The sequence below is a fragment of the Pseudomonas sp. B28(2017) genome (genome assembly GCF_002113025.1).
In the GTDB taxonomy this organism is placed as follows: domain Bacteria; phylum Pseudomonadota; class Gammaproteobacteria; order Pseudomonadales; family Pseudomonadaceae; genus Aquipseudomonas.
On record NZ_NEJH01000004.1, the window covers coordinates 359,372 to 372,569 of the forward strand.

Annotated in this window: 14 protein-coding genes and 1 tRNA gene; 5 read left to right on the forward strand and 10 right to left on the reverse strand. The window is 58.6% G+C overall.

Annotated elements, in window-relative coordinates; translation table 11 throughout:
• Positions 1-68: 68 nt before the first annotated feature.
• The 4 genes from CAF65_RS14280 to CAF65_RS28750 form a co-directional block, all read right to left on the reverse strand.
• Positions 69-437: a hypothetical protein gene (locus CAF65_RS14280; protein WP_007988063.1), complete on the reverse strand. Its 369-nt coding sequence runs from the start codon at positions 435-437 to the stop codon at positions 69-71.
• Between the two features lie 312 nt (positions 438-749).
• A complete protein-coding gene (locus CAF65_RS14285; RefSeq protein WP_085717057.1) occupies positions 750-938 on the reverse strand; it encodes a hypothetical protein in 189 nt (62 codons plus the stop codon).
• 145 nt (positions 939-1,083) lie between these two features.
• Positions 1,084-1,404 (reverse strand): YbjQ family protein, encoded by a 321-nt coding sequence (locus tag CAF65_RS14290; RefSeq protein ID WP_057399299.1) that lies wholly within the window; start codon positions 1,402-1,404, stop codon positions 1,084-1,086.
• A gap of 52 nt (positions 1,405-1,456) precedes the next feature.
• The gene (locus CAF65_RS28750; RefSeq protein ID WP_256578642.1) at positions 1,457-1,588 is read right to left on the reverse strand and encodes a hypothetical protein; all 132 of its coding nucleotides are present in this window, start codon (positions 1,586-1,588) and stop codon (positions 1,457-1,459) included.
• Positions 1,589-1,718: 130 nt separating this feature from the next.
• On the opposite strand from CAF65_RS28750, the gene CAF65_RS14295 reads away from it, so the two are divergent.
• On the forward strand, positions 1,719-2,303 hold the full coding sequence (locus CAF65_RS14295) for a hypothetical protein (protein WP_085716855.1): 585 nt from the start codon (positions 1,719-1,721) through the stop codon (positions 2,301-2,303).
• 134 nt (positions 2,304-2,437) lie between these two features.
• Here CAF65_RS14295 and CAF65_RS14300 read toward each other — a convergent pair.
• Positions 2,438-2,527, reverse strand: a tRNA-Ser gene (locus tag CAF65_RS14300).
• Positions 2,528-2,834: 307 nt separating this feature from the next.
• Between CAF65_RS14300 and CAF65_RS14305 the strand changes: the two genes are divergently transcribed.
• From CAF65_RS14305 to CAF65_RS14315, 3 genes are all read left to right on the forward strand, one after another.
• Positions 2,835-3,524, forward strand: a complete 690-nt coding sequence (locus CAF65_RS14305; protein ID WP_008017641.1) for a crotonase/enoyl-CoA hydratase family protein — start codon at positions 2,835-2,837, stop codon at positions 3,522-3,524.
• A gap of 214 nt (positions 3,525-3,738) precedes the next feature.
• Entirely contained in the window at positions 3,739-4,461 is a 723-nt protein-coding gene (locus CAF65_RS14310; RefSeq protein WP_085716857.1) for a 1-acyl-sn-glycerol-3-phosphate acyltransferase, read from the forward strand.
• Positions 4,462-4,622: 161 nt separating this feature from the next.
• A complete protein-coding gene (locus tag CAF65_RS14315; RefSeq protein ID WP_085716859.1) occupies positions 4,623-5,594 on the forward strand; it encodes a magnesium and cobalt transport protein CorA in 972 nt (323 codons plus the stop codon).
• Positions 5,595-5,694: 100 nt separating this feature from the next.
• On the opposite strand, the gene CAF65_RS14320 is transcribed toward CAF65_RS14315, so the two are convergent.
• The 3 genes from CAF65_RS14320 to CAF65_RS14330 all read right to left on the reverse strand — a co-directional run bounded on the left by CAF65_RS14320 (position 5,695) and on the right by CAF65_RS14330 (position 9,887).
• On the reverse strand, positions 5,695-6,417 hold the full coding sequence (locus CAF65_RS14320) for an amidotransferase (RefSeq protein ID WP_085716860.1): 723 nt from the start codon (positions 6,415-6,417) through the stop codon (positions 5,695-5,697).
• Between the two features lie 95 nt (positions 6,418-6,512).
• A complete protein-coding gene (locus CAF65_RS14325) occupies positions 6,513-8,657 on the reverse strand; it encodes a 3-hydroxyacyl-CoA dehydrogenase NAD-binding domain-containing protein (protein WP_085716861.1) in 2,145 nt (714 codons plus the stop codon).
• A gap of 24 nt (positions 8,658-8,681) precedes the next feature.
• On the reverse strand, positions 8,682-9,887 hold the full coding sequence (locus tag CAF65_RS14330) for an acetyl-CoA C-acetyltransferase (protein ID WP_085716862.1): 1,206 nt from the start codon (positions 9,885-9,887) through the stop codon (positions 8,682-8,684).
• Between the two features lie 599 nt (positions 9,888-10,486).
• Here CAF65_RS14330 and CAF65_RS14335 point away from each other — a divergent pair.
• Complete coding sequence (locus CAF65_RS14335) at positions 10,487-11,308, forward strand: cytochrome c (RefSeq protein ID WP_085716863.1); 822 nt, start codon at positions 10,487-10,489, stop codon at positions 11,306-11,308.
• Positions 11,309-11,430: 122 nt separating this feature from the next.
• Here CAF65_RS14335 and CAF65_RS14340 read toward each other — a convergent pair whose 3' ends face one another.
• A complete protein-coding gene (locus tag CAF65_RS14340) occupies positions 11,431-12,240 on the reverse strand; it encodes a transglutaminase family protein (RefSeq protein WP_085716864.1) in 810 nt (269 codons plus the stop codon).
• Positions 12,237-13,187: an alpha-E domain-containing protein gene (locus CAF65_RS14345; RefSeq protein ID WP_007971901.1), complete on the reverse strand. Its 951-nt coding sequence runs from the start codon at positions 13,185-13,187 to the stop codon at positions 12,237-12,239. Before CAF65_RS14345 ends, CAF65_RS14340 begins: the two co-directional genes overlap by 4 nt.
• Between the last annotated feature and the right edge of the window lie 11 nt (positions 13,188-13,198).

Consider the following 13,198-nt stretch of genomic DNA (forward strand, 5'->3'; position numbering starts at 1 on the left):
CGGCGTAAATCGTTCATAAATGAAAAAGCCCGGCATCAAGCCGGGCTCTTTTCAAATCTGGATCAGGATCAGTGACGCTTGTGACCATTGGCCAGGTTGCTGCCTACGCCGCCGCCCAATGCACCGCCCAAGCCTGCGCCGATGGTGGCACCGGATTTGCCGCCGAGGCTGTTACCGATCACCGAACCACCGGCCGCACCGACACCGCCACCGATAGCCGCGCTGGTACGATGACCTTTTTTGGCGGCAACTGCGCTGCCCGCCGCACCAGCGACGCCCGCGCCAATCGCTGCGCCAGTACTGCCGCCCATCTTCTGGCCGACCACGTTACCCAATGCACCGCCCAAGCCACCGCCCAGCGCGGCAGTGCCGTCACCAGCCATTGCACCTTGAGCAACCAGAAGCCCCAGAACCAGAGCAGGCAGTGTTAAACGCATGACAAAAACCTCAAAAATAGGGGTACACAAACAAGGGGGCGAGATTGAATGCTTTTGTGCGGATAAAGTCCAGCACACCGGTCCAACTTCGCGATTGGCGACGATTGGACAGCATTTTGGGAAAAGGTTTTATGGCGGGCAAAAAAAAGCCCGCTGGGGAAACGGGCCAGGTGTTGCTTTCTAACGGATGATTCGAGACTACGGAGGAAGCTGTGAAAAGTTTGTGAAAGATCAGCCGCCTGAAAATATTGTCATGCAACCCTTTCAATCCTGAAGAACCCCGTTCGATGACGGGGGTCTACTTGTGTTCGTCTACTTCCTGACCGGTGCTGCCACCTTGGGCAAGAATTTGCCCTTCAGTACCCGGCACGCCCTGGTCTTGATCTTGTCGACCTCTGTCTGGTCCTCGCCGAAACTGGCCACATACTGGGTCTGGCCACACCGCACGGAATTATTGATCGGAAACTCTGCGCCATCGTCCTCGATATACGGATCAGCCATCTCATCACCCCTTTCAAAAAGCGGGATCGACACCGGCAAGCCCTTTTGCCGAAACAATATCGATCGCCAAGGTATTTGAGACTAGCCGGTCACCAATGGACTTGCCGTTCGGCTTTCTCCGTAACCGACGAATGGCTTCGCGCTTTTACCGCAACTTGACCGCAGTCCCGGTCACAAACACCACGACCATCCCGCCCTTGCCGGCCGGCATGCTGATCTCATAATCAAGCCCGACCACTGCGTCCGCCTGAAGCGCCCGCGCCCGCTCCCTGATCTCATCGGTGGCCTGAATACGCGCTTCCTTCAACGCTCGCTCCAGTGTCTGGGAGCGCCCGCCGAAAAAGTCGCGCATCCCGGCAAACACGTCACGGACGACGTTGATCCCTTGCACCGACTCGGCACTGACGATGTCCAGGTAGGCCGTAATTTGCCGACCTTCAATGGAATGGGTAGTGGTGGTGATCATTACTGCTCCTTTCTGTTCAGATATTCAGCCAACGCATCGAATGCCGGCGATGTCACGGGATCAGCCTCTTGCCAAACCGCGCCTGATCCCGCAACCCGGTATTCAGGCCACCACCGGCGGCAACAAGCGACACAGCTACGATGAACCTGGCAGCACCGCGAAAACTGGCTCGAGGATGGAGCATGATATCGATTCCATTCGAAGAGTTTGAGCAGTCTAACAGCCGGACAGGCTTGGTCACCGCGCCAATGCCAGGGCGCCACGTTCCACTGCTATGCTGATAACGTCGGTTCTCTACGCTGGAGACGAGCAGCATGGCTGCGGAAGGCAATCATTCCCCCTTCACTTTCAAGGCAATGGCCTACTCGACAGGAGGCCTCCTTGTCGTCTTGGTCTCTGCCACAAAGCTGCTCGACACCTACTTCGACATGACGTTGTTGGCCGATACCAAGGGCTGGCTGCTACATGCGTGGAACTGGCTTCTGTTAGAAACGCCAATGCCGAATTGGTCGCTACTGATGATTATCGCGGCTTCAATCAGCAGTCTGACTGTAGCGATTTACTACTACCGCATCCCTGACGGAACTTACGGCGAGCTACATGAGATAGAGCGAAAAATTTACAAAACGAACAACCCTCAGTTTCCACAGTTGACCGATAACCAAACGCTGCTGATGGAAGCTTTGGCCTATCACGCAAACTTTAGAAAAATTGCAAATCTGGACTCGATTTGCAAACTTGTCTCACTCAGCAAATTGGAAGTTGAAGACGGTCTAAAGCAACTCCAAGCCAAACGGCTTGTGAGGCAAAAGGCGACACGAGGTACGTTCGGAGCCACTACTTTTGAACTTACCCTGGCAGGTAAGGACTATGCGTTAGAACGACTCAAGCTAACTTAGTAGAGACATACGGGACGGCGAAAGGTATGGATCGCAGTGACGGAAGGCGGGATGTAGTGAGCCGTACAATCGAGTAGTACAGCTGAAAAAGAAAAACCCCCGCAAACCATTGATTTGCGAGGGCTCTCAGAATGTGGCGGTGAAGGAGAGATTCGAACTCTCGATACAGTTTCCTGTATACACACTTTCCAGGCGTGCTCCTTAAGCCACTCGGACACTTCACCGTATCTCTTCAAACATGTTCTGTCTGTCGAGGCGCGCTAATGTAGTCGAAAGCTTTTCCGATGGCAAACATTTTTTCAGAATTTTCATGCGGTTAACGCGATTCAGCGTTTTCGCTCGCTCGAGACCATGGCAAACCGGCCAATCTCCGGCTTCGCCCCCTCTTCTATATAGAGGGGAATGCGCAGCAGGCACGGCGGACTACGCCTGGCGGGCGGGGAAAGGGTGACTGGCGGGTCAGTCACGGCGCTTTACCTGACCTGCGGCGGTGGGTAACGTCTGCCCAACTTCATTGAAAGGAATAGCGTCATGAGTGAGTTGATTTCCTACCATCTCGAAGACGGTATCGCGACCCTGACCTTGAGCAATGGCAAGGTCAATGCCATCTCCCCGGATGTGATTGCCGCGTTCAACGCTGCGCTGGATCAGGCCGTGACTGATCGTGCGGTGGTGATCATTACCGGCCAGCCGGGCATTCTCTCCGGCGGTTATGACTTGAAGGTGATGACGGCCGGCCCTAAAGAAGCCGTGGCACTGGTGACCTCTGGCTCGACACTGGCCCGCCGCCTGCTGTCGCACCCCTTTCCGGTGATCGTTGCGTGCCCGGGACATGCAGTGGCCAAGGGCGCGTTTCTACTGCTGTCCGCCGACTATCGCATCGGTGTTGACGGCCCGTTCAGCATTGGCCTGAACGAAGTGCAGATCGGCATGACCATGCACCACGCGGGCATTGAGATCGCCCGTGACCGCCTGAACAAAGTGGCGCTTCAGCGTTCGGTGGTCAACGGCGAGATGTTCAATCCACAAGGCGCCGTGGCTGCCGGTTTCCTTGATGTCGTGGTGTCGGCTGAAGAACTGCAAGGCGCGGCACTGGCGGCGGCTCGCCAGTTGAAGAAGATCAACATGACCGCGCACAAGAACACCAAATTGAAAGTGCGCAAAGCGCTGCTGGAGGCCCTGGACAACGCGATCATCCAGGACCAGGAACATTTGGGTTAAGCCCGGATCTGCTACAACGAAAAGCCCGACCGTCGTGTCGGGCTTTTTCATACATGTCTGTGTTAAACGCCTGTAACCGCTCTAGACCGTATCTGACTGATTAGTCGGAAACATCAGCACAAACATCGGCTATCTCCCACCACTCTGGCAGCAATTGCCGAAAACAGTGCACATCCGTACACTGCGCCACCTTTTGTCCCGGTGGGGCCTGTAAATGCTGTTTTTGTTGCGTATGTCATTGATGGGCCTGCACTTTATTGTGGCGGGTGTGCTGGGTGTGATTCTCGGCCTGTGCCGTCCGTTCAACCCGGACAACAGCCGTCTGTGCGCACGCCTTTACGCGTGGCCAGCCATGTGTATTTTGCGTTTGCGGGTGAAGGCCGAAGTCGGACCGTTGATGGATAAGCCTGACAGCTGCGTGATCATCGCCAATCACCAGTCCAACTACGACTTGTTTGTGTTCGGCAACGTTGTGCCCCGCCGTACCGTGTGCATCGGCAAAAAGAGCCTGAAATGGGTGCCGCTGTTCGGGCAGTTGTTCTGGCTGGCCGGCAATGTGCTGATCGACCGTGGCAATGCGCAAAAGGCGCGCAAGTCGATGTTGACCACCACCCACACCCTGCAAAACAAGGACACCTCGATCTGGGTCTTCCCGGAGGGCACGCGCAACCTGGGTGAGGACTTGCTGCCCTTCAAGAAAGGCGCATTCCAGATGGCCATTTCCGCCGGAGTGCCAATCGTACCGGTGTGTGTCAGCAGTTACGTCAAACACATGCGCTTGAACCGCTGGCGCAGCGGGAAAATTCTGATTCGTTCGTTGCCGGCGATTCCCACCGCCGGATTGAGCCTGGACGACATGCCCATGCTGATTGCCCAGTGCCGCGAGCAGATGCGTGAATGCATCGATTCGATGGACCGGCAACTGCAAGCCGCCTGAACAAGAAAACCCGCCTGGTGCGGGTTTTCTTTTGCCTGCGAGACTTTACCGGCGAACCCGGCAGATTTAACTGACTATCAAACACTGCGAGGCTAAGCTGATCAACACTGGCATTGTATATGTTGCCAATTGAAAGCTGCCAAAAGAAGTGAACCACCATCATGGGTAGAGTTGTTGCTGCTGCGGTTTATAGTGCCGGTAAAAGAGTCACCAATATCACCCTCGACGAAGGCGCTGCCTGGGCAGCCAAGCCAGGGCACTTTGTCTGGATCGGCCTCGAGGAGCCGAACGCCGGGGAGCTCTACAATCTGCAGCGCCAGTTCAATCTGCACGAACTGGCCATTGAAGACGCCCTGGAAAAGCACAGCCGGCCAAAGCTGGAAACCTTCGGCGATGCGCTGTTCATCGTGACGTATTCACCCATCCGCCATGAAGGCAAACTCGAGTTCATCGAGACGCATATCTTTGCCGGCAATGGCTACATCATTACTGCACGCAACGGTCATTCGGCGTCCTACGCCCATGTCCGACAACGCTGTGAGGCGCGTCCGCTATTGCTTGAGCACGGAGAAGATTTCGTACTCTATGCCATCCTCAATTTTGTGATCGAGAACTACCAGCCGATGGGCGAAGCCATTCACGCGGAAATCGATGAGCTGGAACGCAACGTGTTATGCGGCGTGTTGAATGACTACGACATCCAGAAGCTGCATGGCTTGCGTCGTGATGTTTTGCGCTTGCGTCGTTATGTGGCACCGATGATTGAGATCGGGGAGGAATTGCAGAGGCTGAGTTTCCCGTTTATCGATAAAAACATGCGCCCGTACTTTCGCGACGTGCAGATCCATGTGACGCGGCAAATGGAAGACCTGACGACCCTGGCGGATATTGCCAGCCAGACGATTGAGGTCGGGGTGTTGTTGGAGGCCTCGCGCCAGAGCGTGGTGCAACGCAAGTTTGCGGCCTGGGCGGCGATTCTGGCCTTCCCCACGGCGGTGGCGGGGATCTACGGGATGAATTTCCAGAACATGCCGGAGTTGAACTGGCATTACGGCTATTTCGGCGTGCTGGGGTTTATTACGGTGGGTTGTCTGGGGTTGTGGGCGAGTTTCAAGAAGTCGGGTTGGCTGTAGGAGCGAGCTCGCTCGCGAAAAACCTGAGAGCACCGTGGGTTGTCAGGTTTGGCGCGTTATCGTTCACGACCATCGCGAGCATGGCTCGCTCCTGCAGGTTTTAAACAGCTGTTTGCTTGTGCGCGACAAACCGCATCATCCACTCGGCAACCGTGGTGCCGTGGTGCTCCTGATCCAGGCTCGCAATGCCTTTGGTGTAGATCTGCTCGCCCAGCGCTTCCTGACGAATGTCCAGCAGGGCGCGGGAGTAGTCGTGGATGAACTCCGGATGCCCCTGGAAGCACAGCACCTGGTCGTTGATGTGGTAAGCGGCATACGGGCAGAAATCGCTGGAAGCAATGACCGTGGCGTTCTCCGGCAGCGACGTGACCTGGTCCTGGTGGCTGATCAACAACGTCAGCTCCTCGCGCACCGGGCTCATCCACGGCGCCTTGGCGGCGAGTTTGTATTTGTGGGTGCCGACGCCCCAGCCCTGGGTCGCACGCTCGCTCTTGCCACCGAGCAGCAATGCCAGCAACTGATGACCAAAGCAGACGCCCAGCAACTTGTCGCCACGCTCGTAGCGGGTCAGCAGGTATTTCTTGAGGGTTTCGATCCACGGGTCGGTGCCAAAGGAATCGGCCTTGCTGCCCGTCACCAGGTAGGCGTCGAATGTCAGGTCGTCGCTTGGGTATTCACCCTGTACCACGTTGTAGACCGTGAACTCGGCGGCAATCGGCTGCTGCGAAAACAGGTGTTTGAACATCTGCCCGTAGCCCTGATATTGGTCAACCAATTCCGGACGCAGGTGGTCGGTTTCCAGAATGCAGATGCGTAACGACATAAAAAATACCTGACACGTGATGGGAATAATGCACACCCCAGAGCCTGCCCTGAAACACCGTGACAAGGCAAGCCCCGAAATGCGTCATCGCGCCCTTAGAATGCCTCCCCCTTGGCGGCCTTCTCCAGCAGCAATGCGGGCGGCGCGAACCGCTCGCCATATTGCTTGGCCAGGTACTGGGCGCGGGCGACAAAGTCCTGCACGCCGTACTGGTTGATGAACTGCAGCGCACCGCCGGTCCACGGGGCAAAGCCGATGCCGAAGATCGAGCCAACGTTGGCATCCGCCGTCGAGGTCAACACGCCCTCCTCCACACAGCGCACGGTTTCGATGGCTTGCACGAACAGCAAGCGATCACGCACATCCATCGGCGAAATCTGCCCGTCGGTTTTTTCGAAGCGGGTTTTCAACTGTGGCCACAGGTGTTTCTGGCCGCCCGCCGGATACTCGTAGAAACCACCCCCGGCAGCCTTGCCCGGACGCTTGTATTCGTTGAGCAGCAAGTCAATCACGGCGAATGCCGGATGCTCTCTCAGTGGTTTGCCTTCTGCCTGCAGATCCTTGGCCGTTTGCAGGCGGATATGGTTCATCAGGCTGAGGGAAACTTCGTCAGAGATCGCCAGCGGCCCTATAGGCATGCCGGCTTTGCGCGCTTCAGTCTCGATCATCGCCGCGCTCACGCCTTCGCCCAGCATGGCAATGCCTTCGTTGGTGAAGGTGCCGAACACCCTTGAGGTGAAGAAACCGCGGCTGTCATTGACCACAATCGGGGTCTTCCTGATTTGCAGGACGTAATCGAACCCCCGGGCCAGGGTTTCGTCGCTGGTATTGGCGCCCTTGATGATTTCCACCAGCGGCATTTTTTCCACGGGGCTGAAAAAATGCAGGCCGATGAACTTGCTCTGATCGGGCACGGCGCACGCCAGGCCGCTGATCGGCAAGGTTGAGGTGTTGGAAGCGATCACCGCGTCCGCGCCGACCACCTTCTGCGCCGCCAACGAGACCTTGGCCTTCAAATCCCGATCCTCGAACACAGCCTCGATGATCAGGTCGCAACCGGCCAGGTCGGCATCGCTTGCTGTGGTTTGAATGCGAGCCAGAACGGTGTCGCGTTGCTCGATGCTCATTTGTCCGCGAGCGACTTGCTTGTCCAGCAGCGCCACTGAATGCGCCTTGCCCTTCTGCGCCGCAGCGACTGTGATGTCCTTGAGCACCACCTCGATACCGGCCGACGCGCTGACAAACGCAATTCCGGCGCCCATCATCCCGGCGCCGAGCACCCCGACCTTGCGGGTGACATAAGGCGCGAAGCCTTGAGGCCGCGAGCCACCGGCATTGATTTCGTTGAGCTGGAACCAGAACGTGCCAATCAGGTTTTTCGAGACCTGGCCGGTGGTCAGTTCGGTGAAATAGCGGGTTTCGATCAGGTGCGCCGTGTCGAAATCCACCTGGGCGCCCTCGACCGCCGCACACAGGATTTTCTCCGGCGCGGGCATCGTGCCCTGGGTTTTGCTGCGCAGGATCGACGGTGCAATCGCCAGCATCTGGGCGACTTTCGGGTTTGACGGCGTACCGCCCGGAATCTGGTAACCCTTCACATCCCAGCGTTGTACCGCCGTCGGGTTCGCGAGAATCCACGCCTTCGCCTTGGCCATCAGCTCTTCGGAATCCGCTGCCAGTTCGTCGATCAACCCCGCCTGCAATGCCTGTTGCGGACGAACTTTCTTGCCTTCGAGCAGATATGGCAGGGCCTTTTCGATCCCGAGCATGCGCACCATGCGCACCACGCCTCCGCCGCCCGGCAGCAGGCCGAGGGTAACTTCCGGCAGACCGAGTTGCACCGAAGGGTTGTCCAGCGCCACGCGATGATGGCAGGCCAGGCAGATTTCCCAGCCACCGCCGAGTGCCGCGCCGTTGATCGCCGCAACCACCGGTTTACCGAGGGTTTCCAGAATACGCAACTGGCCTTTGAGGGTCAGCACCATATCGTAGAAGGCTTTGGCTTCGGGTTTGCCGACCTTGATCAGTTCATTGAGGTCGCCGCCGGCGAAGAAGGTTTTCTTGGCTGAGGCGATGATCACACCGGCGATGTTGTCCTTGTCGGCCACCAGGCGCGCAACGCAGTCAGCCATGGCCTCGCGGTACACCGCGTTCATGGTATTGGCGCTCTGGCCCGGCAGGTCGATGGTCAGGACGACGATTTGGTCCTGGCCTTTTTCGTAACGAATGGCTTCGTTCATGACTGGATTCCTTGAAGTCCGGGCTCAGAGGCGTTCGATGATGGTGGCAATGCCCATGCCGCCGCCGACACACAGGGTCGCGAGGCCATAACGCAGGCGTCGGGCTTCCAGTTCATCCAGCAGCGTGCCGAGAATGGCGCAGCCAGTGGCGCCCAGCGGGTGACCCATGGCGATGGAACCGCCGTTGACATTGACCTTGTCCGGATCGACAGCCATGTCCTTGATGAATTTCAACACCACGGAAGCGAACGCTTCGTTAACCTCGAACAGATCGATGTCTTCGACCCGCAGCCCGGCCTTGGCCAACGCCTTGCGGGTCGCTGGCGCGGGGCCTGTGAGCATGATGGTCGGATCGGTGCTGGTGACCGCCGTGGCGACAATCCGCGCCCGTGGCTGCAGGCCCAGCGCCCGGCCCTTGGCTTCGGAGCCGATGAGCATCAGCGCCGCGCCATCGACGATCCCGGAGCTGTTGCCGGGGGTGTGAACATGATTGATCCGCTCGACATGGCTATAGACCCGCAGCGCGGTGGCATCGAACCCCATCTGCCCCATCGCCTCGAAACTCGGCTTGAGCTTGCCCAGGCCCTCGAGGGTCGAGTCGGCGCGGATGAACTCATCGTGATCGAGCAGGATGATGCCGTTCTGGTCCTGCACCGGCACCAGCGACTTTTTGAACGAGCCGTCGGCCCGCGCCCGCGCAGCCTTTTGCTGGGAATGCAGCGCGTAGGCATCGACATCCTGACGACTGAAGCCTTCAAGGGTGGCAATCAGGTCCGCGCCCACGCCCTGCGGCGTGAAGTGACTATGCAGGTTGGTCGCCGGGTCCAGCGCCCAAGCCCCGCCATCGCTGCCCATCGGCACCCGGGACATAGACTCGACACCTCCGACCACCACCAGGTCCTCGAAGCCGGAGCGCACTTTCATTGCGCCGAGGTTGACCGCCTCCAGCCCCGAAGCACAGAAGCGGTTGATCTGTACCCCCGCCACACTGACATCCCAATCGGCCACCTGAGCGGCGGTCTTGGCGATGTCAGAGCCTTGATCGCCAATCGGCGTCACGCAGCCGAGCACCACGTCATCGACCTGGCTGGTGTCCAGCGCCGTGCGCTGTTGCAGCGCGGTGAGCAAACCGGCAACCAGGTCCACCGGTTTGACACTGTGCAAGGCGCCGTCGGCCTTGCCTTTGCCACGGGGCGTGCGTAACGCGTCGAAAATCAATGCTTGGGTCATGACGTCCTCGAACCACAGTGCGGGTGGATGAATATCGAGTGCTCACTCTTGTCCCGAGCCGCGTTTGATTCAATGACCGCAGCGCTCACAGGCGTTGACGCTCACGCTCAGACGGACGGTAGTGAGCTACCGGATTTACCGATTCCGCACACCAAGCTGTCTAGCCAACGGGCGGCAAAGAAGCTGGCAATAGGCCTCATGCCTTTTTAAAAGCGAATCGTAAGAACTCCATACGAAATGGATCTAAGCCAAGCGCTGCGCGGGCTCTAAGGTGAACTTGTACGAAGTCGTCGTCGGGTTTTGCCGAGGCGCTCGTCGCTACAGGAAGTGCACCTGCCGTCATGGAGCAATGCAGGCAGGCATCAGGAAATAACAATAAAGGCGGTCAAGCCATGTTCAAACAATCGAAAGTACGACAAGCCGGGCTCATCCTTTTCGCCACCACACTGTTGTTGATATTGCCGAACCTGACCAAGGTGATCGGCTAGTCGCGTCTAAAAGATACGGCGTCACGTTTTTTGAATTGCCACTATCAAAATGTGACTGGCCCGCTACCCGGGCCAGCGTGGCTGTGCCAACCTTGACGGCACTTCCACGACATGGACGGCGATCACTTGAAAATGCTCATTCTACTCGGGGCCCTGCTGTTCGGCTCGCCCCTGTATGCCGCACAGCTGAACCTGGAGCTGGGCGCGCGCAGTCGCACCTGGCAGACCGAGGAGTTGCTCAAGCATCCTCAGGTGCAAACCATCAACATCAGCAACGACGTTTCCTACAAACGGGACATGAGCTACCGCGCCGTGCCCCTGTCCGCATTGCTGACCGGCATCAAGCCCGAAGACCACCTGCAAGCCGTGGCCCTGGATGGCTTTGCCGCCGAAATGGCCGCAGCGCCGTTGCTCAATACCCAAGGCGCACAGGCGTGGCTGGCGATTGAAGACCCGGCCAAACCCTGGCCACCGCTATCCGAAGGCAAGCCGGGCGCCGGGCCGTTCTATCTGGTCTGGACCCATCCGCAGGCCGGCAACATCAGCCCCGAACAATGGCCGTTCCAAGTGGCGAGCATCAAACGCCTGGCACCGGTGGCCGAGCGCTTTCCCGCCCTGCTGCCCGATCCGGCCTTGAAGGCGGATGATCCGGTGAACAAGGGTTTTGCGCTGTTCCAGAAGAACTGCCTGGCGTGCCATCGACTCAATGGTGCCGGCGACTCACAGTTCGGGCCGGACCTGAATATTCCGTACAACCCGACCGAATATTTCGGCGCGGACTTCCTCAAGCGCTACATCCGCGATCCACAGAGTTTGCGCCAGTGGCCGCAGGCGAAGATGCCCGGGTTCTCGACCGAGGTGTTGCCGGATGGTGATCTGGGAATGTTGGTGGGGTATTTGCAGCATATGGTTGGGCGAAAGGTTAAGCCCTGACACCGGATCCCCTGTGGGAGCGAGCCTGCTCGCGAAGGCGGTGTGTCAGCGACAAAAGTCCTGACTGAAAAATCGCTTTCGCGAGCAGGCTCGCTCCCACAGGTAGTCTATGGAGTATCCAGTTACTGCTGTTGAACGGTGATCACCGGCGCTGGCGTCGGTGAAACCAGCACCTTGGCGTGCATCTGCTCACAGCCGCCACCCCGGCGCATTCCGCGTACCGGGCAGGCATCCAGGTAATCCAAGCCCACCGCCAGTTTCAGGTGACGTTCCGGCCGGGCCAGTTCGTTGGTCACGTCGAAGCTGTACCAGGCGTCATCCAGCCAGGCTTCGGCCCAGGCGTGGCTGGCCAGGTGTTCGCTGTTCTCGCTGTACAGATACCCCGACACATAACGCGCCGGAATGCCCAGGCTGCGAGTGCAGGCAAGGAACGCATGGGTATGGTCCTGACACACGCCGGAGCGCCCGGCAAAAGCCTGGGCCGCGCTGGTGTCCACTTCCGTGGAGCCTGGCGTGTAGGTCATATGCTGGTTGAGCCCATGCATCAGATCGATCAACGCCGTGCGATCACGGCGTTGCTTGCACGCCTTATCGGCGAACGCTCGCAGGGCGGCGTCGGCTTCAGTCAAACGGGTGAAACGCAGAAACGGCAGTGCCGACTGGCTCTCGTGTTCGGCTTCGCGCCATTCGTCGATGTCGACCTGGCCACGGGCGCCGATGATGATTGCCTCGTGCGGCTCATCCATGGTCAGCACATGCAGGATGTTGCCGAACGGATCGAGTTGCGCCCGCACCGGGCGCGGCAGGTCGAGCTGCCAGCTGAGCACGTGCTGGCGCTCGCTGTCGTGGGGAGTCAGTCGCAGGTACTGGATGCTCGCCCGCACCTTGTCTTCGTAGTGATAGGTGGTTTCGTGGCTAATGGAAAGTCTCATGCGGCCTCCAGATAAGAACTGTGTATCGCGTTACCCAACTGGCGCACCAGCGGAATGAACTCGGTCAGCCAGGCGTGCAGGCCTTCTTCGAGAATTTCATGGATGCCGGTGTAGCGCAGGCGTGCGTCCATTTCTGCCGCCAGGCGTTGTGCGGGACGACCATTGGCCCCTGGTAATTGCGCGAGTATCTGGTCGATTTCTTCGGTACAGGCGCGCAGGGATCGCGGTACATCGGCCCGCAGCAACAGCAGTTCGGCGACATGCCGGGCGCCGGGGGCGTCGCGGTAGATTTCCGTGTAGGCCTCGAATGACGACAACGCCCGCAACAACGCACTCCATTGGTAATACGCGTGAGCGGTGCCATCGCTGACCGCTTCGGCCTGATCGCCAGCCATTTCGTAGCGGGCATCGAGCAGGCGCAAAGTGTTGTCCGCCCGCTCGATAAAGGTCCCCAGGCGAATGAAGCGGAACGCATCGTTACGCATGATGGTGCCGTAGGACGCGCCCCGAAACAGGTGGGAACGTTCCTTGATCCACTCGCAGAAACGGCTCATGCCGTAGCGACTGAGGCCCTGCTCGGCAATTCCGCGAATTTCCAGCCAGGTGGCGTTGATGTTTTCCCACATGTCGGCGGTGATGCGCCCACGCACCGCATGGGCGCTGGCCCGTGCAGCACCGAGACAGCTGTAGATGCTCGCCGGGTTGGCCGCATCCAGGGCGAAGAAATGCAACAGCCGTTCGGCATGCAGTTCGCCATGGCGCTCCAGATAATCATCCAGGGTGCCGGTGATCAACAACGGCATGGCCAATTCGTGCAAACCGTCGCCACGACCGTCTTGCGGCATCAGCGACAGCGAATAACTGATGTCGAGCATCCGTGCGAGATTTTCCGCCCGTTCCAGGTAACGCGACATCCAATACAAATCCGAGGCAGTTCTACTTAACATGGCAGGCTTCC